This is a genomic window from Streptomyces thermocarboxydovorans (assembly GCF_039524635.1).
Classification (GTDB): domain Bacteria; phylum Actinomycetota; class Actinomycetes; order Streptomycetales; family Streptomycetaceae; genus Streptomyces; species Streptomyces thermocarboxydovorans.
Window position 1 is genome coordinate 42,502 of record NZ_BAAAGU010000030.1, and the last position, 18,471, is coordinate 60,972.

Sequence of the window (18,471 nt, forward strand, 5' to 3'; positions counted from 1 at the left end):
AGGCCTACCCGGAGGCGGCGCGCCCCCACCCCGACGGCACTCCGACTTCCGGCCACCTACGCCGTGGCCGGTTCGGAGCCGCCGCTCTTCGCCTTCGTCGCCGCCGCCGACGTCGCCGCCGAGGCCGCTGCCGTGAGCGGTTTGGCGATGTCCTCCAGGGACCGGCGTTCCGCCTTCACGGCGAGCAGTGCGGCGACCAGGCCGGCCGCGCACATCAGGCCCGCGCCGATCTGGAAGGCGAGCACGGTGTCGGCGACCTTGCCGGTGCCGGTGAGTTCGGCGAAGAGCAGGGGGCCGCTGATGCCGCCTACGGCGGTGCCGATGGCGTAGAAGAAGGCGATCGACATGGCCCGGGTCTCCATCGGGAAGATCTCGGAGACGGTGAGGTAGGCGCTGCTGGCGCCCGCCGAGGCGATGAACAGGACCGTGCACCAGCAGACCGTCAGCGTGGCTGCGCTTGTCCCCGCGCCTCCGGTCGCGGGCGGGCCCTGGCGCCCGGCGCCTCCAGCACCACCACGCTCCCGCTCCCCCCTCCCGCTTCCGCTCCGCACCGCTCCCGCAGTCCTACGCCCCCAGCGCCCGCGACACCGTGTAGATCAGCAGGCCGGCCAGCGAGCCCACCACCGTGCCGTTGATGCGGATGAACTGCAGATCGCGGCCGATGTTCGCCTCGATCTTCTTGGTGGTGTGCTCGGCGTCCCAGCTGGCCACGGTGTCGGTGATCAGGGAGGTGATCTCCTTGCGGTAGGTGGTGACCACATAGACCGCCGCGCTCTCCAGCCAGCCGTCGACCTTGCCCTGCACCTTCGGGTCGGCGGCCATCCGGGCGCCCAGGGAGAGCAGTGAGGCCCGCACCCGCAGCCGGAGTTCGCTGCGCTCGTCCTCCGCCGCGGAGACGATCATGGAGCGTACGGCCGTCCAGACGGAGGCGATGAGTTCCTGGACCTCGTCGCGGCCCAGGATGTCGGTCTTCAGGCGCTCCACCCGCTCCCGGGTGTCGGAGTCGGCCTGCAGATCGGAGGCGAAGTCGGTGAGGAAGCGGTCGAGGGCGGCGCGGGCCGGGTGGCTCGGCATGTCGCGCATCTCGGCGCAGAAGCGGAGCAGTTCCTTGTAGACGCGCTCGCCGACCTTGCGGTCCACGAACCTGGGGGTCCAGCCGGGGGCGCCGCCCTGCACGGCATCCATCACGGAGTCGCTGTGCAGGACCAGCCAGTCGTGGGCGCGGGAGACGACGAGGTCGACGGCGCGTTTGTGGCCGCCGTCGGCGACGATCTTCTCCAGGGTCTTGCCGACGCCGGGGGCGATCTCCTGGGCGTGCGCGCGGCGGGTGATGGCCTCGCCGACGACCGCCTGGACGTCGGAGTCCCGCAGCACGGTGAGCGCGCCGCGCAGCGCGGCGGACAGCTCGGCGGTGACGCGGTCGGCGTGGTCGGGGACGGAGAGCCAGGCGCCGAGGCGGCTGCCGATGCCGACGGAGCGCAGCCGCTGGCGCACCACGTCCTCGGAGAGGAAGTTCTCGCCGACGAAGTCGCCGAGGGAGACGCCGAGCTGGTCCTTCTTGGTGGGGATGATCGCGGTGTGCGGGATGGGCAGGCCGAGGGGGCGGCGGAAGAGGGCGGTGACCGCGAACCAGTCGGCGAGCGCGCCGACCATGCCGGCCTCGGCGGCCGCGGCGACATAGCCCGCCCAGGGTCCGGCGCCCTGGTGGGAGGCCAGCTTGGCGAGGACGTAGACCAGGGCGACGAACAGCAGCAGACCGGCGGCGGTGAGTTTCATCCGGCGCACGCCGCGCTGCTTCTCCTCGTCCGCCGCGCTGAACGTCGTCATCGCGCGGTTGGTGGCCGGGGCGGAGCGGGCCTGCTGACCTGTGTCATCCTGCTCCCGGGCAGCCCGCTGGCCGGTTTGCCCGGTTTCTGGCGTTTGTGTGCGTTCCATCCCGCTCCACCTGTTCGGCGATCCCTCACACATTGTCCCTTCCTGACCGACTCCCGGAACGGAACAGGAGTTCCCGGCGTCTGTCTGAGGGGGGGTTGGCAAGGGGGTCCTGTCAGCCGCGCCCCGCCCATGACGCATCATGGGCTCATCGGATCGGAGCCTCGGGCTCCCGCCTCCCGAGGAGAACAGCACAGCATGACCCGGCCTCGTGACGGGGGCGCCATGACGCCTCCCGCCAAGTACCGAGCCCTGCTCGCCGCGGTCGTCGCAGCGATCGTGGCCGTGTCCGCCGCGATCTTCGTCGGCGTGTCCTCGGACGAGGGCACCGAGGGCCGGGGCGGCCTCGCGGGCCGCGGCGGCCAGAACAACCCCGCCGCACCCGCCTCCACCGGCACCTGGGTCGGCTCCTGGGCCACCTCGCCGGTCCGGGGCGAGCCCGGCACGGAGATGCGCGGGCTGGCCGGGCGCTCGGTGCGCAACGTCGTCCACACCAGCGTGGGCGGTTCGAGTGCCCGCGTCACCCTGTCGAACCTCTACGGGCAGTCCCCGCTGACCATCAGCCACGCCTCGATAGCCGTGGCCGCGGGCCCGGGCACGGCGGCGGCGCTCGCCGGAACGATGCGGCAGCTGACCTTCACCGGCCGGCCGTCGGTCGTGATCCCCGCGGGCAGCCAGGTGGTCAGCGACGCGGTGCGGCTGACCGTCCCGCACGACGGGGACGTGCTGATCACCACCTACTCCCCCACCGCCTCCGGCCCGGTCACCCAGCACCCGCACGCCCGGCAGGTCTCCTACACCGCCGTCGGCGAGCACACCCGCGACACCACGGGCACCCCGTACACCGAGCGGTTCACCTCCTGGCGGTACGTGACCGCCCTTGACGTGCTGAGCAAGGAGTCCGACGGCACGGTCGTCGTCCTCGGCGACTCCCTCACCGACGGCATCAGCGCCGCCATGGGCCGCAACACCCGCTGGCCGGACATCCTGTCCGACCGGCTGCACGCGGCCGTCGCCGCCGGCCAGGACGTGCCGCGCTACAGCGTCGTCAACGAGGGGATCAGCGGCAACCGCGTCCTCGGCGACGGCCTCGGCCGCCCGCCGGAGAACCCCAGCGGCCTGAACCGCTTCGGCCGCGACGTGCTGGACCGGCCCGGCGTGAAGGTCGTCGTGGTGGTCCTCGGCATCAACGACATCCTGCGCACCCCGGGCACCGCGGACCCGGCGAGCGTGGTGGCCGGGCTGAGGTCGCTGGTGGACCGCGCCCACGCGCGGGGCCTGAAGGTCGTCGGCGCCACGCTGATGCCGTTCGGCGGCCACCACGGCTACACCGACGCCCGCGAGCAGGTGCGCCGGCAGATCAACGCCGAGATCCGCGCGGGCCGCGTCTTCGACGCCGTCGCCGACTTCGACCGGGCCGTGCGCGACCCCTATGACCCGCGCAAGCTGCGCCGCGAGTACGACTGCGGCGACCATCTGCACCTGAGCGACCGGGGCTACGCGCGGATGGCGGAGTCCTTCGACCTGGGCCTGCTCAAGGGCGGAGGATCGGCGGCGCTGTAGACCGCACGGCCGGGACGGTCAGTCCAGTTCCTTGCGGGAGCGGTCGCGCTCCAGCTTCTGCCGCCGGCGTTCCTCACGCAGCCGCTGCCTCTCGGCGCGCGGGAGCTTGCGCTGCACGCCGACGCCGCCCCAGAAGGCGAAGCCGGTGACGATCACGCGGGGAGCGCCGGGGTCGCCCGGCACGCCCGCCTCACGGTGGTCGAAGCCGCCCATGATGCCCATGCCGCGCACCACGACCTCGACGCCCGGCGGGACGGTGATGTCCACCCCGCCCATGATCGCGACCGCGTTGATCACGACCTCCCGGTCGGCGAAGTCCGCCTCGCGCAGATCGAGCTCGCCGCCGCCCCAGAACGCCACGCAGTTCAGGCGGCGCGGCACCGTCCAGCGGCCCTTGCGCTGGAAGCCCGACATCACCGCCACGGCCCACTGCGCTCCCCCGTCGTCCTCGCGGTGGACGATCCGGTCGGCCCAAGTGCCGCTCGGCGCGGGCTCCTTGTTCAGCGACACCACCGGCGCGGCCGCACCCGCGTTCGGCAGATCCCGGGTGATCGGCTCCAGCTCGCCGTAGGTGCGCGCCTTGTACGTCGCGTCCAGGCGTTCCCCGAACTCCTCCATGTCCAGGCGGCCCTCGGCGAGGGCCTCCCGCAGGATGTCGGCGACCCGTTCGCGGTCGGCGTCGGAGGCGCGGAGGTCCGGGACAGCGTCGTCGGTCATACGCAGCAGCCTACGATCTGCCCCCGACCGACGGCTACGACAACGTCTCCCGGGCGTTCTCCCCGGCACCCTCTCCGGTGCTCTCCTCCGCCTTCTCGCCGGCCCTCTCCTCCGCCTTCGGCCCCGCCCTCTCCTCCGCCCTCTGCCCGGCCCTCTCCTCCGCCCTCTGCTCCGCCTTCGGCCCCGCCCTCTCCTCCGCCCTCTGCTCCGCCTTCTGCCCGGCCCTCTCCTCCGCCTTCTCCGCGTACATCTTGGCGATCACCGCCTCGATGTCCGGCTCCCGCACCGACAGGTCCACCAGCGGGTACTCAGCGGCGATCCGCGCCACCAGCGGCGCCGCCGACTGCGAGGCCGGGAACGCCAGCCACTGCCGGGGCCCGTCCACCCGGACCACCCGGGCCGGGGCGGGCACCTCCAGCGGCGGCAGTTCCCGCTCCAGGTCCACCACCAGGGTCCGTTCGCTCTCCCCCACCTCGTGCAGCCCGGCGAGCGGGCCGTCGTACATCAGCCGCCCGTGGTCGATGACCATCACCCGGTTGCACAGCTGCTCGATGTCCTGCAGGTCGTGCGTGGTGAGCAGCACCGTCGTGTTCCGCTCGGCGTTCACCTGGCGCAGGAACTCCCGCACCCGGGTCTTGCTGATCACGTCCAGGCCGATGGTCGGCTCGTCCAGGTAGAGCACGTCCGGGTCGTGGAGCAGCGCCGCCGCGATGTCGCCGCGCATCCGCTGCCCCAGGGACAGCTGCCGCACCGGGACGTCCAGCAGCGCGCCCAGGTCCAGCAGGTCCGTCATCCGCTCCAGGTTCTCCCGGTAACGCCGGTCCGGGATCCGGTACATGCGGTGCACCAGCCGGTAGGAGTCGATCAGCGGCAGGTCCCACCACAGCGTGGTCCGCTGCCCGAACACCACGCCGATGCGGTGCGCCAGCCGCGTCCGCTCCCGGCTCGGGTCGATGCCCGCGACCCGCAGCCGCCCGGCGCTCGGCGTGAGGATCCCGGTCAGCATCTTGATCGTCGTGGACTTGCCGGCGCCGTTCGGCCCGATGTAGCCGACCATCTCGCCGCGCGCCACGCGGAAGGAGATCGAGTCCACGGCCCGGACCTGCCGCCGCTCCCGCCTCAGGAACCCGGTCTTCCGGCGCACGTCGAAGACCTTCTCCACCCGGTCGAGCGTGATGAAGTCACCCTCGCCGGCCACCGGGACATCCACCCGTCAGCTCCCTGTACTCCGATACGAACGCAGCCCCGCCCGCCACGCCAGCCCCGCCGGCACACAGCAGGCCGCCGCCACCAGCGGCGAGGCGAACGCCGCCCAGCCCGGCAGATCCAGCGGATACGGCCGGCCCAGCACATACGCCGCCGGCACCCAGTTCACGAAGGCCAGCGGCAGCACGAACGTCACCCCGCGCACCATCTCCCGCGCGAACACCGTCGGCGGGTACTGCAGCAGCGTCGTGCCGCCGTAGGTGAACGCGTTCTGCACCTCGGAGGCGTCCTGCGCCACGAACTGGAAGGCCGCCCCCGCCACGAACACGGCGCAGAAGATCACCGACCCGCTGAGCAGCATCACCGGCATCAGCAGCAGCCGGCCGGGCGTCCAGTCGATGTCGAGCCTGCTCAGCGCGTACCCGAGCACCAGGACGCCCTGGGTGATCCGCCCCAGCCGGCGCAGCGCGAACCGGTCCGCCGCCACCTGCGCCAGCACCGGTGCCGGGCGCACCAGCAGCGTGTCGAGCGTGCCGTCCCGCACCCGCCGCCCCAGCTTGTCCACCGAGCCGATCGTCAGGTCGGCCACCCCGAAGGAGACGCTGGTCAGGCCGTAGAGGAAGGCGATCTCGGGCAGGCTGTACCCGCCGAGGGCGTCGACCCGGGAGAACATCAGCAGGATGGCCACGAAGTCCAGCGCGGTCATCGCGAAGTTCCCCAGCGTGGTCAGCACGAAGGAGATGCGGTAGGCCGCGGTGGAGCGGATCCACATGCGCACGATGGCCGCGTACGCGCGCAGTCCGTCGCGCAGCCGGGAGGCCGGCCGCTCACCGGCGGCACCGAAGCCGGCCACCGGGTCCGTCACGGGGTCCCTCACGGTGTCCCTCACGGGGTCGGTCGCGGGGTCAGCCACCCTGCACCACCACCCGCCGCACCGCCACCGACTGCAGCAGCCGCCCGGCCGCCAGCAGCACCACCGCCCAGCCCGCCTGGAACACATACGTGCCGGCCGGGTCCGCCTCGCCGAGCAGCACATCCGCCGGCGCCTGGAGCATCGACGCCCACGGCAACGCGCGCACCACCTCGCCGAGCGCGCCGGGGAAGACGTTCAGCGGCAGCAGCATCCCTGAGCAGAACGAGCCGGTGAGCATCATCATCTGTGACACCCCCGTGCCGTCGAGCAGCCAGAACGCCGACAGCGCCACCAGATAGCGCAGGGCGAAGCTGACGACCATCGCCAGCGCCACCGCGACCAGGAACGCCGCCCAGGTCACCGGGTCGGCGGGCACCGCGAGGTGGAAGACCAGCCCCCCGAACGCGAACGGCACCAGGCCGCGGCCCAGCAGCTGGAACACCGCCCGGCCCAGGTCCGCGGACAGCCACCACAGCTGCAGGTCGGCCGGCCGGTACAGGTCGATCGCCACATCACCCGTACGGATGCGTTCCATCAGCTCGCTCTCGAAGCCGCCGCCCCCGAGCGCCAGCGTCGACAGGAACGCCTGCCCCAGCCACACATACGTCAGCGCCTGCGCCTGGTCGTAGCCGCCGAGACCGGGCCGCTGGTCCCACAGGGCGACATAGGTGTACGCCAGGACCAGCCCGAACACGGTGTTGGTGAACACCCCGGCCAGCGTGGCCGACCGGTACGTCGCATAGCGCCGGAAGCCGCCCGTCAGGACAGCTGCGTACAAGCGTCCCGAGCCCACCGAGACCCCGCCCTCCTCGACGCCGCACACCGGCACCGAAGCGCAGGAGCCTAGTGGGGCGCGCGGGCGCTTGCCACGCCTTTTTCGGGCACGGCAGCCGGGAGAACCGCCGGTCACCCGTTCCGGGGCAGCCATGCGTGTGAGAAGCCGCATGTCTGCACGACGCGCGCCGTGGCGGGGAACTGTTCGCCGGATGCGACAGTCTTCCATGAGTGGGAGCGCACCAGGCGTACTGGAGCGAACGAGGCGAAACAGGAGTCCGTGCACGACATGAGCGACGAGCCGCAGCAGCAGCCCCAGCCGGGCTGGGCACCGAGAGAGCCGCAGGCGGCCAGCGCCCCGCAGGGCAAGCGCAGGCGCACCGGGTGGCGGCGGCTGATCCCCACCTGGCGCATGGTGCTCGGCACCTTCCTCGTCGGCGCCCTGCTCCTCGTCGGCGGCTTCGTCCTCGGCTACACCCTGGTGAAGATCCCGCCCGCCAACGCGCTCGCCACCCAGCAGGCCAACGTCTACCTGTACGCGGACGGCTCGGTCATCGCCCGTGACGGCGAGGTCAACCGGGAGAACGTCCCCCTCGCCCAGGTCTCCAAGGACGCCCAGCACGCCGTCCTGGCCGCCGAGGACCGCGACTTCTATACCGAGTCGGCCGTGGACCCCGGCGCCATGGTCCGCGCCGCCTGGAACACCGCCACCGGCAAGGGCAAGCAGTCCGGCTCCACGATCACCCAGCAGTACGTGAAGAACTACTACCTGCGGCAGGAGCAGACCGTCACCCGCAAGGTGAAGGAGTTCTTCATCGCCATCAAGCTGGACCGCGAGCAGTCCAAGGACAAGATCCTCGAGGGCTACCTCAACACCAGCTACTTCGGCCGCAACGCCTACGGCATCCAGGCCGCCGCCCACGCCTACTACGGCATCGACGCCTCCGAACTCGACCCCGCCCGCGCCGCCTACCTGGCCGCGCTCGTCAACGCGCCCAGCCAGTACGACGTGATCGCCCACCCGGAGAATCGCGACGCGGCCGAGGCCCGCTGGAAGTACGTCCTGGACGGCATGGTCGCCAAGGGCTGGCTCAGCGAGTCCGAACGGGCCGGCATGAAGTTCCCGGTGCCGAAGCCGACCACCGTCTCCACCGGCCTGTCCGGTCAGCGCGGCTACATCGTGAACGTGGTCAAGAACCACCTGATCGAGAACAAGATCGTCACCGAGGAGGAGCTGGACGCGGGCGGCTTCCGGATCACCACCACACTGCACAAGGACAAGCAGGACGCCTTCGTCGCCGCCGTCAACGACAAGCTGATCGACCGGCTCGACAAGAAGAACCGCAAGGCCGACGCCTACGTCCGCGCGGGCGGCGCCGCCGTGGAGCCGGAGACCGGCAAGGTCGTCGCGATGTACAACGGCATCGACTACGTCAAGCAGTACACCCCCAACGCGACCCGCCGGGACTACCAGGTCGGCTCCACCTTCAAGCCGTTCGTGTTCACCTCCGCCGTCGACAACAAGTCCAGCACCCAGGACGGCCGCCTGATCACCCCGAACACGATCTACGACGGCACCAACAAGCGCCCGGTGCAGGGCTGGAGCGGCGGCCGCTACGCCCCCGAGAACGAGGACCAGCGGTCCTACGGCGACATCACCGTCAGCGAGGCCACCGACAAGTCGGTGAACGCGGTCTACGCGCAGATGGCGGTGGACGTCGGCTCGGACAAGGTCATGCAGACCGCCATCGACCTCGGCCTGCCCTCCTCCACGCCGGAACTGACCCCCTCCCCCTCCATCGCCCTCGGGGTCGCCACCGCCAGCCCGCTGGACATGGCCTCCGCCTACGCCACCCTCGCCAACCACGGCGAGCACCACCCGTACACGCTCGTCGAGAAGGTCACCCACAACGGGGAGAACGTCGAGCTGCCGAAGAGCCGGGCCGAGCAGGCGGTCAGCCGTGAGGCCGCCGACACCACCACCTCGGTGCTGCGCAGCGTCGTCCGCCAGGGCACCGCCACCGCCGCCCTGGGCGCGGGCCGCCCGGCGGCGGGCAAGACCGGCACCGCCGAGGAGGACCGGGCCGCCTGGTTCGCCGGTTACACGCCCGGACTGGCCACGGTGGTCGCCGTGATGGCCCAGGACCCGGAGACCGGCGCGCAGAAGAAGCTCTACGGCGCCCTGGGCCTGCCCCGCATCAACGGCGGCGGCGCCCCGGCCGAGATCTGGGCCCAGTTCACCCGCGACGCCCTCGAGGGCGAGCCGGTGCGCGACTTCGACCTGCGGCTCATGCCCGGCGCCGACCGGGTGGACCCGTCCCGCTCCGGCAGCCCCAGCGGTGAGCCCTCCGCCGGGCCCGACGAGAGCGAGGAGGAGACGCCGGAGGGCGAGGAGTCGCCCGCGCAGACGCCGGGCGGGGACGAGGAGGAGGACCAGGGCCAGAACGAGGGCGGCGACCAGCAGGGCGGCACCGGCGAGCCGACCGGCGGCGACACCGGGGGCCAGACCACCGACGGCGGCAGCACCACGGGCGGCACCGACGGCGGCACCACCGGCGGTGACGACGGAGGCACCGGGGACACGGGCGGCGCGGGCCAGGGCGGCCCGGGCGGCATCGTCCCGACCCGCCGGCCCTGAGGCACTCCGCAGCCCGCAGGGTTCGTCAGTGACCCGAGATGGCCTTAGTGACCCGAGATGGCCTTAGTGACCCGAGATGGCCTTAGTGACCCGAGGTGGCCTTAGTGACCCGAGGTGGCCTTAGTGACCCGAGGTGGCCTTCAGGCCCACCACGGCCACCAGCAGCAGACAGATGAAGAAGATCCGGGCGGCGGTCGCCGGCTCCCCCAGCACCAGGATGCCGAGCACCGCCGCCCCGGCCGCGCCGATGCCGACCCACACGCCGTAGGCGGTGCCGATGGGCAGGGTCCGGGCGGCGTACGACAGCAGCAGCATGCTCGCGACGATGCCGGCGCCGGTGAACACGCTCGGCCAGAGCCGGGTGAAGCCGTCGGTGTACTTCATACCGGCCGACCAGCCGACCTCGAGCAGACCGGCGACGACGAGCAGCACCCAGGCCATGACGGACACCTCCGGGACACGAAAGGAAACGGGGGTGCGTCGTCTTTGCCTTCACCCGGTACGGCGCGTCTCGTCGGGTCCCGGCGGTACCTCACCGGGCCTTTCAATCTTAGCCAGGAGGCGACGAGAGGGGCCGGTGACGACGGTCACCGGCCCCTCGTGCCACAGAACCGCAGGTGTTTACAGGTACAAGCCGGTCGAATCCTCGGACCCCTCGAACCGGTCCGCGGCCACGGCGTGCAGATCGCGCTCACGCAACAGCACATACGGGACCCCCCGCACCTCGACCTCGGCGCGGTCCTCCGGGTCGTACAGCACCCGGTCTCCCGGCTCCACGGTCCGTACGTTCTGCCCCACCGCGACGACCTCGGCCCAGGCCAGACGCCGGCCCACCGCCGCCGTGGCGGGGATGAGGATGCCGCCCCCCGAACGCCGCTCGCCCTCGTTGGCGTCCTGCCGCACGAGTACGCGGTCGTGCAGCATCCGGATGGGCAGCTTGTCGTGCTGAGGACTGTGCTCGTTTCTGTTGGCGCTCACGCTGTGAAACCTACCTGCCTTCGCCGGGACCTGACGCGGGCGGGTCAGCCCCGGCGCCTTCGGGTGCCCAGGGCCAGCAGCCCCACGACACCCACGACCAGGACCGCCACCGGCACGACCCGCTCCAGCCGGGGAGAGCCGTCCGCGTCCACGAACTTCGCCTTCACATCACTCACCACGCGGTTGATGCCGACGTAGGCCCGCCCGAGCGTGTGGTCCACGTTGGCGGCGACCTTCGCCTTCGCATCACCCATGATCGTCTTCGGGTGCACGCGCACACCGATCTCGTCCAGGGTCTCGGCCAGGACCGCGCGGCGGCGCTCGATGTCCGCCTCGATCTGCGCCGGGGTTCTGGTGTCCGCCGTGTCCGCCACCGTGTCGCCTCCGAAATCCGCTGATACCTGTGCGGACAGTCTGTCAGCTCCGCACGCCGCCGCCATGTCAGGACCCCCGGTTACGCTAGTCCGATGAGCGAGCGACTCCAGCCCGGGGACGTGGCCCCCGACTTCACCCTCCCCGACGCCGACGGCAATCAGGTGTCCCTGTCCGACCACAAGGGCCGCAAGGTCATCGTCTACTTCTACCCGGCCGCCCTCACTCCCGGCTGCACCAAGCAGGCCTGCGACTTCACCGACAATCTGGAGCTCCTCGCCGGCGCCGGCTACGACGTCATCGGCATCAGCCCCGACAAGCCGGAGAAGCTGGCGAAGTTCCGCGAGGCGGAGTCCCTGAAGGTTACCCTGCTCTCCGACCCGGACAAGCAGGTCCTCGAGGCCTACGGCGCCTGGGGCGAGAAGAAGAACTACGGCCGCACATACATGGGCGTCATCCGCTCCACGATCATCGTGGACGAGGAGGGCAAGGTCGAGCGCGCCCTGTACAACGTCCGCGCCACCGGACATGTGGCCAAGATCATCAAGGATCTCGGTCTCTGACCCACCCAGCCTGCGGCGACCGCGAGCAGCTCGTACCGGTGCACTACCGGTACGAGCCGTTCCGCATTCCGTGCGTGACCGTCCGATAAACGGTTCGTTACTCCGTACGAGATCACGAACACCTGATCGCGAACGGAGGGGGCTCGATGGGGGCGAGTGCGTACACGAGGGAGCGGCTGGGGGAGGCGGCTCGAGGGGCACGTAATCTTTCGGAGGCGCTGGTGAGGCTGGGGGTGGATCCGGGGAGTCCGACGCGGCGGTACGTGGCCGGGCGGATGCGGAAGCTGGGGGTGGACACCTCCCACTTCGAGCGCGAGGTCAAGTGGAGCCGGGACATCCTTCCAGGTGCCCGGCCGGAGGGGACAGCCCCGGCGTCCACGGACACCGGAGGCTCTGCTCGTCGAGCAGCCTCCCGGACAGGGCCGGCGCATCCCGAGCGACCGGCTGAAGTGGGCGATGACGTCCCTGGGGGTGCCGGAGCGGTGCGCCCTGTGCGGGACGGACGGCGTCTGGCAGGGGCGTCCGCTTCCATTGGAGGTCGACCACATCGACGGCAACTGGCGGGACAACCGCATCACCAACCTGCGGTTTCTCTGCCCCAACTGCCATTCGACGACCGACCATTACCGGGGCCGCGGCAAGCGTCGGGGGGGCCGGTGAGCAGCGCCGTGCGATACACCCGCGATCGACTGGCAGAGGCGGCGGCGCAGTGCTCCAGCCTCGACGAGGTGATCGCCTTCTTCGGCACCCGGCCGTACGGTCATCTCCGCCGGTACCTCAGGAGGCGGTTCGCGCACTTCGGCATCGACATCTCGCACTTCACGCCCTCCGGGAGGCTTCCCCGGCCCACAGCCGAGGAGTTGCGCACGGCAGTCGCCGCATCCGTTTCGCTCGCCGCCGTCCTTCGGCGGCTGGGGCGTCCCGACAGCGGTACGCAGCGCGCCCTTCTGCGTCGGTGGATCGCTGAGGAGAAGATCTCCACGGCGCACCTCCTGGGGCAGGCACACCAACGCGGCAAGCCAGGCCCGACCCCTCCCAGGCGGCCCGAGGACATCCTGGTCAAGCACGACGGCAAGCGCCGGACGAGAACTGTGCTCCTGCGTCGGGCTCTCCGTGAAGTGGGCGTACCCGAGGAGTGCGCGGAATGCGGCACGGGACCCGAGTGGCTCGGCAAGCCCATGACACTGGAGATCGATCACATCAACGGGGACTGGAGCGACGACCGGCGCGAGAATCTGCGGCTGCTCTGCCCCAACTGTCATGCGGTCACCAGCACCTGGTGCCGAGGAGGCGGACGGCGCCTCGGGCGGACAGGCTGACCGGTAGCATGGCCGGGCATGCGGCCGTGATGGAACGGTAGACATGCGGCGCTTAGAACGCCGTGGGCGGGAGCCCGTGTGGGTTCGAATCCCACCGGCCGCACATGCAGGGGGGCCACCCGGCAGGTGGCCCCCCTGGCGTCTCTTACCCCAGCAGCTCCCGTACCACCGGCGCCAGCGCGCGGAACGCCTTGCCGCGGTGGCTGATCGCGTTCTTCTCCTCGGGGGTCAGCTCCGCGCACGTGCGGGTCTCGCCCTCGGGCTGGAGGATCGGGTCGTAGCCGAAGCCGTTGGAGCCGGCGGGCTCGCGGCGCAGGGTGCCGCGCAGCTGGCCCTCGACCACCCGCTCCGTGCCGTCGGGCAGGACCAGGGCCGCCGCGCAGGCGAAGTGGGCGCCCCGGTGCTCGTCGGGGACGTCGGCGAGCTGGGCCAGCAGCAGGTCCAGGTTGGCCTTGTCGTCGCCGTGGCGGCCGGCCCAGCGGGCCGAGAAGATGCCGGGGGCGCCGCCCAGTACGTCCACGCACAGGCCGGAGTCGTCGGCGACGGCCGGAAGGCCCGTGGCCCGGGCCAGCGCGCGGGCCTTGAGCAGGGCGTTCTCGGCGAAGGTGACGCCGGTTTCCTTGACGTCGGGGATCTCCGGGTAGGCGTCGGCGCCGACCAGTTCGTGGGTCAGGCCGGCCTCGGCGAGGATCGCCCGGAGTTCGGTGATCTTTCCGGCGTTGCGGGTGGCGAGGATCAGGCGGGTCATGGGGACCAGTATTCCGGTCCCCCGCCCGCTCCCTTTGTGCCGGGTGGCCCGGGGGGCGCCCGCCCCGGCGTCGTTACGGCGTGCAGACCTTGGTCAGCTCGCCGGCCGCGTCCGTGACGGGGCTGATGTCGGGGGTGTTGTCGCCGTTCTCGATGGCCGTGCGCACATTGTCGACGGCCTTGTCGAGGTCCTTGACGGCCTTGTTGACGTCGGCGTCGTCGGTCTTGTCGCCGATCTCGCCGAGGTTCTTGTCGATGGAGTCCAGCGACTCCTCGAGCTGGGTGGGGTCGTCGGAGGCGTTCTCCACCGCCTGCTGGAGCTCGGTGACGCTGTCGGCGATGGCATCGGCGGTCTGGACGCAGTCCAGCGCCTTGTCGACGGCGTCGCAGCCGGTGGTCAGTCCGGCGGTCAGCGCGACCGCCGCCAGGGTGGCGGCGACGGCTGCGGTGCGGCGTCGGCGGCTCGCGGCCATGGAACGGTCCCTCCCTCGCCGGCCGGTTTCCGGGCCGGCCGTAGCGGCTGGCCGGGCGCATCGGTTCGATCCGGTGCGCCCGTACCTGTTCAGACGCGGCGGTGGCCGGCGCGGTTGCCCGCGGCGGCCACCTGTTTTGGTGTGTCTTTTACCTTGCCTACCTTGCCTGCCTTGCCATCTCGCCCTGGGTTCTTACCGCTCCAGGGTGGTCTCGAGCGCGGCCCGCTGTGCGGCGGCGAGTTCGGTGCAGCCGGCCACGGCCAGGTCGAGCAGGGCGTTGAGTTCCTCGCGGGCGAAGGGCTCGGCCTCGGCGGTGCCCTGCACCTCGACGAAGCGGCCGTCGCCGGTGCAGACGACGTTCATGTCGGTGTCGGCCTTGACGTCCTCCTCGTAGCAGAGGTCCAGCATGGGGACGCCGCCGACGATGCCGACGGAGACGGCGCTGACGGTGCCGGTGAGGGGCTGGCGGCCGGGGCGGATCAGCTTCTTGTCCAGGGCCCAGCCGACGGCGTCGGCGAGGGCCACGTAGGAGCCGGTGATCGCGGCGGTGCGGGTGCCGCCGTCGGCCTGGAGGACGTCGCAGTCCAGGACGATGGTGTTCTCGCCGAGGGCCTTGTAGTCGATGACGGCGCGCAGGGACCGGCCGATCAGACGGCTGATCTCGTGGGTGCGGCCACCGATGCGGCCCTTGACGGACTCGCGGTCTCCGCGGGTGTTGGTGGCGCGCGGGAGCATCGCGTACTCGGCGGTGACCCAGCCTTCGCCGCTGCCCTTGCGCCACCGCGGGACGCCCTCGGTGAGGGAGGCGGTGCACAGGACCTTGGTGTCGCCGAAGGCGACGAGGACGGAGCCTTCGGCGTGCTTGCTCCAGCCGCGTTCGATGGTGATCGGGCGGAGCTGTTCGGGGGTGCGGCCGTCGATTCGAGACATGGCCTCGAGCCTAGCCGTAGCGGTGCGAGGGGCCCGTCCCGCGGTGCGGTGGGACGGGCCCCTCGGGAACCCTTGGGTGGCGGTGGATTGCCGTGAATTGCCGCCGTGGAGGGCACTGCCTCGTGAAGGGCGCTGCCTCGTGAAGGGCGCTGCCTCGTGAAGGGCGCTGCCTCGTGAAGGGCGCTGCCTGTGCCGGAGGCGGGCGCCTCACATCATGTCTTCGATCTCCGCCGCGATGGGGTCGGCGTCGGTGCCGATGACGACCTGGATGGCGCTGCCCATCTTCACCACGCCGTGGGCGCCGGCGGCCTTCAGGGCGGCCTCGTCGACCTTGGCGGGGTCCACGACCTCGGTGCGGAGGCGGGTGATGCAGCCCTCGACCTCTTCGATGTTGTCGATGCCGCCCAGCCCGGCAACGATCTTCTCAGCCTTGGTGGCCATGTTCGTTCTCCCTGATCCGAACCGCTTTGTCGCAGTAACCCACAGTTGGCCCATCTTCGCGAGCGGTCATGTCGTGCCTACCGAATGATGTCGTCACGACAGCGGAACCGTCCGTCGACTGGTCTACACCACCGGGCGGACGGTCGCCAAACCCGCAGTGATGGGGGACCGGATGAGCACCGACCGCCCCGCCGGAGCCGAGGAGACCGTCAGCCCTGTCCGAGAGCGCTGGAACCGGCTGTTCCAGGGCCCGCAGAAGATGGGCCGCAGCCTTCAGCTGCCGATCGCGGTGCTGCCGGCGGCGGGCATTTTCAACCGGCTGGGGCAGCCGGACGTCTTCGGGGACGACGGGGACCAAGGCCTGAGCCGGCCTTTCGGGGGCGTCGGGCGGGCCCTTCGGGCGGCCACTGAGCGTGGTGCGGACGTTGCAGGAATCACGGGTTCCTTACGCGCCCTTCATCGTGCTACAACAGGTCTACACCACTGAGTGGTGTAGACCACCACCGATGGAGGAACCATGAGCACCGCCACCGCATCGGCGGCCCCCGCGAAGAAGCGGGGATCCGGCCTGTTCCAGGGTCTGCAGAAGGTCGGCCGCAGCCTTCAGCTTCCCATTGCCGTCCTGCCGGCGGCGGGCATCCTGCTGCGGCTCGGCCAGGACGACGTCTTCGGTCCTGACGGCCTCGGCTGGGACAAGGTCGCGGCCGTGTTCGCCACCGCGGGTGGCGCCATCTTCGACAATCTGCCGATGCTCTTCTGCATCGGCGTCGCCATCGGCTTCGCCAAGAAGGCCGACGGTTCCACCGCGCTGGCCGCCCTGGTCGGCTTCCTGGTCTACAGCAACGTGCTGAAGGCGTTCCCCGTCACCGAGGCCCAGATCAAGGCCGGCGAGGACATAGCCGCGACCTACAACAACCCCGGTGTCCTCGGCGGCATCATCATGGGTCTGCTCTCGGCCGTGCTGTGGCAGCGCTACCACCGCAAGAAGCTGGTGGACTGGCTGGGCTTCTTCAACGGCCGCCGGCTCGTCCCGATCATCATGGCCTTCGTCGGCACCGCGATGGGTGTCTTCTTCGGCCTGGTCTGGGAGCCGATCGGTGAGGGCATCTCCGCCGCCGGCGAGTGGATCACCGGCCTCGGTGCCTTCGGTGCGGGTCTGTTCGGTCTGGTCAACCGTGCGCTGATCCCGGTCGGCATGCACCAGTTCGTCAACACGGTCTCCTGGTTCCAGATCGGCGACTTCAAGGACGCCGCCGGTGAGGTCGTCCACGGTGACCTGAACCGCTTCTTCGCGGGCGACCCGAGCGCCGGGATGTTCATGTCGGGCTTCTTCCCGATCATGATGTTCGGTCTTCCGGCCGCCGCCGTCGCCATCGCGCACGCCGCCCGTCCCGAGCGCCGCAAGGCCGTGATGGGCATGATGATCTCCCTGGCGCTGACGTCGTTCGTCACCGGCGTGACCGAGCCGATCGAGTTCGCGTTCATGTTCATCGCGCCGATGCTGTACGTGATCCACGCCGTGCTCACCGCGCTGTCCATGGCGGTCACCTGGGCGCTCGGGGTGCACGCCGGCTTCACCTTCTCGGCGGGCTTCATCGACTACGCCCTCAACTGGAACCTGGCGACCAAGCCATGGCTGATCATCCCGATCGGCCTGGTCTTCGCGGCGATCTACTACGCGGTCTTCCGCTTCGCCATCGCCAAGTTCAACCTCCCCACCCCGGGCCGCGAGCCCGAGGAGGAGGTCGAGGACCTCACCAAGGCGTGACCTTGCCCGCCTGAGCAGCAACGACGCAGGCCCCGGAACCGACCGATTCGGTTCCGGGGCCTGCGTCGTGCCGGGCGGTGCTGCTCCCGATCGGTGAGGCGGTGCCGCTCTCAGAGCTCGTACGTCGTGCCGGGCGCCGCGAGTTCCACCGGGCCGTCGTAGACCGCGCGGGCGTCGGCGAGGTTGATCTGGGGGTCGGTCCACGGGGGGATGTGGGTGAGGACCAGGCGGCGGGCCTGCGCGCGGGCCGCGATCTCACCGGCCTCGCGGCCGTTGAGGTGCAGGTCCGGGATGCTCTCCTTGCCGTGCGTGAAGGCGGCCTCGCACAGGAAGAGATCGGCGTCCCGGGCCAGCTCGTCCAGCGCCGGGCTCACTCCGGTGTCGCCGGAGTACACCAGCGACCTCCCGTCGTGCTCGACGCGGATGGCGTACGCCTCCACCGGGTGCGCCACGCGCTCGGTGTGCACGGTGAACGGGCCGATCTCGAAGGTGGACGGCTTGACCGTGTGGAAGTCGAAGACCTCGCTCATGGAGGAGGCCGACGGGGTGTCCCCGTAGGCGGTGGTCAGCCGGTGCTCGGTGCCCTCGGGACCGTAGACGGGCAGGGGGGCGCAGCGGCCTCCGTCGTGCCGGTAGTAGCGCGCCACGAAGTAGGCGCACATGTCGATGCAGTGGTCGGCGTGCAGATGGCTGAGGAAGATCGCGTCGAGGTCGTAGAGACCGCAGTGGCGCTGCAGCTCGCCAAGGGCGCCATTGCCCATGTCGAGGAGCAGCCGGAAGCCGTCGGCCTCGACGAGGTAGCTCGAGCAGGCCGATTCCGCGGACGGGAACGACCCCGAGCAGCCGACGACGGTGAGCTTCATGAAGCAGAAACCTCCGCTGGCGGATATGGAGACACGGGGGTCGTGCGGTTTGTCGAGCGTAAGGCGCAAAACCTTCGGTCGCTCCTCCACCAGTGGCCGTTGTGGGCGAACTCACCTGAGCTGTCACCGGTTCGGCTGGAAGCGGGGCGTGCAAGGCGCATGCCGGGGCACCCGGCGGCGGACACACCGACTTCCCTCCAGCCTCCCGCTCCACCTTCCGATCCGCACGTCCAAAGCGCCGGCGCACGCCGGACGCACAGGGAGCGGAGCACCC

At 70.9% G+C, this 18,471-nt stretch carries 16 protein-coding genes, 1 tRNA gene, 4 pseudogenes and 1 riboswitch; of the genes and pseudogenes, 7 read left to right on the forward strand and 14 right to left on the reverse strand.

The annotated features are described in order from the left end of the window. Window positions 1-56: 56 nt before the first annotated feature. Both ABD198_RS15690 and ABD198_RS15695 read right to left on the reverse strand, forming a co-directional pair. A pseudogene (locus ABD198_RS15690) lies at window positions 57-458 on the reverse strand (MFS transporter); the annotation flags it as partial. A gap of 106 nt (window positions 459-564) precedes the next feature. Next, window positions 565-1,935, reverse strand: a complete 1,371-nt coding sequence (locus ABD198_RS15695; RefSeq protein ID WP_344001545.1) for a DUF445 domain-containing protein — start codon at window positions 1,933-1,935, stop codon at window positions 565-567. 195 nt (window positions 1,936-2,130) lie between these two features. Between ABD198_RS15695 and ABD198_RS15700 the strand changes: the two genes are divergently transcribed. Beyond that, window positions 2,131-3,495, forward strand: coding sequence for an SGNH/GDSL hydrolase family protein (locus tag ABD198_RS15700; RefSeq protein ID WP_344001547.1), 1,365 nt, complete (start codon window positions 2,131-2,133; stop codon window positions 3,493-3,495). 24 nt (window positions 3,496-3,519) lie between these two features. On the opposite strand, the pseudogene ABD198_RS15705 reads toward ABD198_RS15700, so the two are convergent. From ABD198_RS15705 to ABD198_RS15720, 4 genes and pseudogenes are all read right to left on the reverse strand, one after another. Next, window positions 3,520-4,212: pseudogene (locus tag ABD198_RS15705) on the reverse strand (DUF1707 SHOCT-like domain-containing protein); the annotation flags it as partial. Between the two features lie 229 nt (window positions 4,213-4,441). Further along, window positions 4,442-5,422: pseudogene (locus ABD198_RS15710) on the reverse strand (ABC transporter ATP-binding protein); the annotation flags it as partial. A gap of 3 nt (window positions 5,423-5,425) precedes the next feature. Beyond that, window positions 5,426-6,331, reverse strand: a complete 906-nt coding sequence (locus ABD198_RS15715; protein WP_425580485.1) for an ABC transporter permease — start codon at window positions 6,329-6,331, stop codon at window positions 5,426-5,428. After that, window positions 6,324-7,124: an ABC transporter permease gene (locus ABD198_RS15720; protein WP_344001551.1), complete on the reverse strand. Its 801-nt coding sequence runs from the start codon at window positions 7,122-7,124 to the stop codon at window positions 6,324-6,326. Before ABD198_RS15720 ends, ABD198_RS15715 begins: the two co-directional genes overlap by 8 nt. A gap of 270 nt (window positions 7,125-7,394) precedes the next feature. Here ABD198_RS15720 and ABD198_RS15725 point away from each other — a divergent pair, with 270 nt between their 5' ends. Continuing rightward, window positions 7,395-9,743 (forward strand): transglycosylase domain-containing protein, encoded by a 2,349-nt coding sequence (locus tag ABD198_RS15725; RefSeq protein ID WP_344001553.1) that lies wholly within the window; start codon window positions 7,395-7,397, stop codon window positions 9,741-9,743. A gap of 120 nt (window positions 9,744-9,863) precedes the next feature. Here ABD198_RS15725 and ABD198_RS15730 read toward each other — a convergent pair whose 3' ends face one another. The 3 genes from ABD198_RS15730 to ABD198_RS15740 form a co-directional block, all read right to left on the reverse strand. Continuing rightward, the gene (locus ABD198_RS15730) at window positions 9,864-10,184 is read right to left on the reverse strand and encodes a DMT family transporter (protein WP_344001555.1); all 321 of its coding nucleotides are present in this window, start codon (window positions 10,182-10,184) and stop codon (window positions 9,864-9,866) included. A gap of 33 nt (window positions 10,185-10,217) precedes the next feature. Then, window positions 10,218-10,288, reverse strand: a riboswitch (guanidine-III (ykkC-III) riboswitch). 76 nt (window positions 10,289-10,364) lie between these two features. Further along, window positions 10,365-10,721: a GroES family chaperonin gene (locus tag ABD198_RS15735; protein ID WP_344001557.1), complete on the reverse strand. Its 357-nt coding sequence runs from the start codon at window positions 10,719-10,721 to the stop codon at window positions 10,365-10,367. 44 nt (window positions 10,722-10,765) lie between these two features. Beyond that, window positions 10,766-11,095 carry a DUF3618 domain-containing protein gene (locus ABD198_RS15740; protein ID WP_344001559.1) on the reverse strand — a complete coding sequence of 110 codons (330 nt, stop codon included), beginning with the start codon at window positions 11,093-11,095 and terminating at the stop codon, window positions 10,766-10,768. A 93-nt stretch (window positions 11,096-11,188) separates the two neighbouring features. Between ABD198_RS15740 and bcp the strand changes: the two genes are divergently transcribed. The 4 genes and pseudogenes from bcp to ABD198_RS15760 all read left to right on the forward strand — a co-directional run bounded on the left by bcp (window position 11,189) and on the right by ABD198_RS15760 (window position 13,078). After that, a complete protein-coding gene (bcp, locus tag ABD198_RS15745) occupies window positions 11,189-11,656 on the forward strand; it encodes a thioredoxin-dependent thiol peroxidase (protein WP_344001561.1) in 468 nt (155 codons plus the stop codon). 146 nt (window positions 11,657-11,802) lie between these two features. Next, window positions 11,803-12,316, forward strand: a pseudogene (locus ABD198_RS15750) (HNH endonuclease signature motif containing protein). An 8-nt stretch (window positions 12,317-12,324) separates the two neighbouring features. After that, window positions 12,325-12,975: an HNH endonuclease gene (locus tag ABD198_RS15755; RefSeq protein ID WP_344001563.1), complete on the forward strand. Its 651-nt coding sequence runs from the start codon at window positions 12,325-12,327 to the stop codon at window positions 12,973-12,975. A 20-nt stretch (window positions 12,976-12,995) separates the two neighbouring features. Further along, a tRNA-Leu gene (locus ABD198_RS15760) sits at window positions 12,996-13,078 on the forward strand. 42 nt (window positions 13,079-13,120) lie between these two features. Here ABD198_RS15760 and rdgB read toward each other — a convergent pair. The 4 genes from rdgB to ABD198_RS15780 all read right to left on the reverse strand — a co-directional run bounded on the left by rdgB (window position 13,121) and on the right by ABD198_RS15780 (window position 15,566). Next, window positions 13,121-13,723, reverse strand: a complete 603-nt coding sequence (rdgB, locus tag ABD198_RS15765; protein ID WP_344001565.1) for an RdgB/HAM1 family non-canonical purine NTP pyrophosphatase — start codon at window positions 13,721-13,723, stop codon at window positions 13,121-13,123. A gap of 73 nt (window positions 13,724-13,796) precedes the next feature. Further along, the gene (locus tag ABD198_RS15770; protein WP_344001567.1) at window positions 13,797-14,195 is read right to left on the reverse strand and encodes a prefoldin domain-containing protein; all 399 of its coding nucleotides are present in this window, start codon (window positions 14,193-14,195) and stop codon (window positions 13,797-13,799) included. A 192-nt stretch (window positions 14,196-14,387) separates the two neighbouring features. Next, a complete protein-coding gene (rph, locus tag ABD198_RS15775; RefSeq protein WP_344001569.1) occupies window positions 14,388-15,125 on the reverse strand; it encodes a ribonuclease PH in 738 nt (245 codons plus the stop codon). 207 nt (window positions 15,126-15,332) lie between these two features. Then, window positions 15,333-15,566: a PTS sugar transporter subunit IIB gene (locus ABD198_RS15780; protein WP_030868674.1), complete on the reverse strand. Its 234-nt coding sequence runs from the start codon at window positions 15,564-15,566 to the stop codon at window positions 15,333-15,335. Between the two features lie 517 nt (window positions 15,567-16,083). On the opposite strand from ABD198_RS15780, the gene ABD198_RS15790 reads away from it, so the two are divergent. Beyond that, window positions 16,084-17,334, forward strand: coding sequence for a PTS transporter subunit EIIC (locus tag ABD198_RS15790; protein WP_344001573.1), 1,251 nt, complete (start codon window positions 16,084-16,086; stop codon window positions 17,332-17,334). 110 nt (window positions 17,335-17,444) lie between these two features. On the opposite strand, the gene ABD198_RS15795 is transcribed toward ABD198_RS15790, so the two are convergent. Continuing rightward, window positions 17,445-18,197, reverse strand: a complete 753-nt coding sequence (locus tag ABD198_RS15795; protein WP_344001575.1) for an MBL fold metallo-hydrolase — start codon at window positions 18,195-18,197, stop codon at window positions 17,445-17,447. Window positions 18,198-18,471 lie beyond the last annotated feature (274 nt).

Excerpts from the sequence above, each read along its gene's own strand:
- ABD198_RS15695 (WP_344001545.1), bottom strand. The coding sequence starts at position 1,935 with ATGGAACGCACACAAACGCCAGAAACCGGGCAAACCGGCCAGCGGGCT.
- ABD198_RS15700 (WP_344001547.1), top strand. The coding sequence starts at position 2,131 with ATGACCCGGCCTCGTGACGGGGGCGCCATGACGCCTCCCGCCAAGTAC.
- ABD198_RS15725 (WP_344001553.1), top strand. The coding sequence starts at position 7,395 with ATGAGCGACGAGCCGCAGCAGCAGCCCCAGCCGGGCTGGGCACCGAGA.
- ABD198_RS15730 (WP_344001555.1), bottom strand. The coding sequence starts at position 10,184 with ATGGCCTGGGTGCTGCTCGTCGTCGCCGGTCTGCTCGAGGTCGGCTGG.
- bcp (WP_344001561.1), top strand. The coding sequence starts at position 11,189 with ATGAGCGAGCGACTCCAGCCCGGGGACGTGGCCCCCGACTTCACCCTC.
- rdgB (WP_344001565.1), bottom strand. The coding sequence starts at position 13,723 with ATGACCCGCCTGATCCTCGCCACCCGCAACGCCGGAAAGATCACCGAA.
- ABD198_RS15770 (WP_344001567.1), bottom strand. The coding sequence starts at position 14,195 with ATGGCCGCGAGCCGCCGACGCCGCACCGCAGCCGTCGCCGCCACCCTG.
- rph (WP_344001569.1), bottom strand. The coding sequence starts at position 15,125 with ATGTCTCGAATCGACGGCCGCACCCCCGAACAGCTCCGCCCGATCACC.
- ABD198_RS15780 (WP_030868674.1), bottom strand. The coding sequence starts at position 15,566 with ATGGCCACCAAGGCTGAGAAGATCGTTGCCGGGCTGGGCGGCATCGAC.
- ABD198_RS15790 (WP_344001573.1), top strand. The coding sequence starts at position 16,084 with ATGAGCACCGCCACCGCATCGGCGGCCCCCGCGAAGAAGCGGGGATCC.
- ABD198_RS15795 (WP_344001575.1), bottom strand. The coding sequence starts at position 18,197 with ATGAAGCTCACCGTCGTCGGCTGCTCGGGGTCGTTCCCGTCCGCGGAA.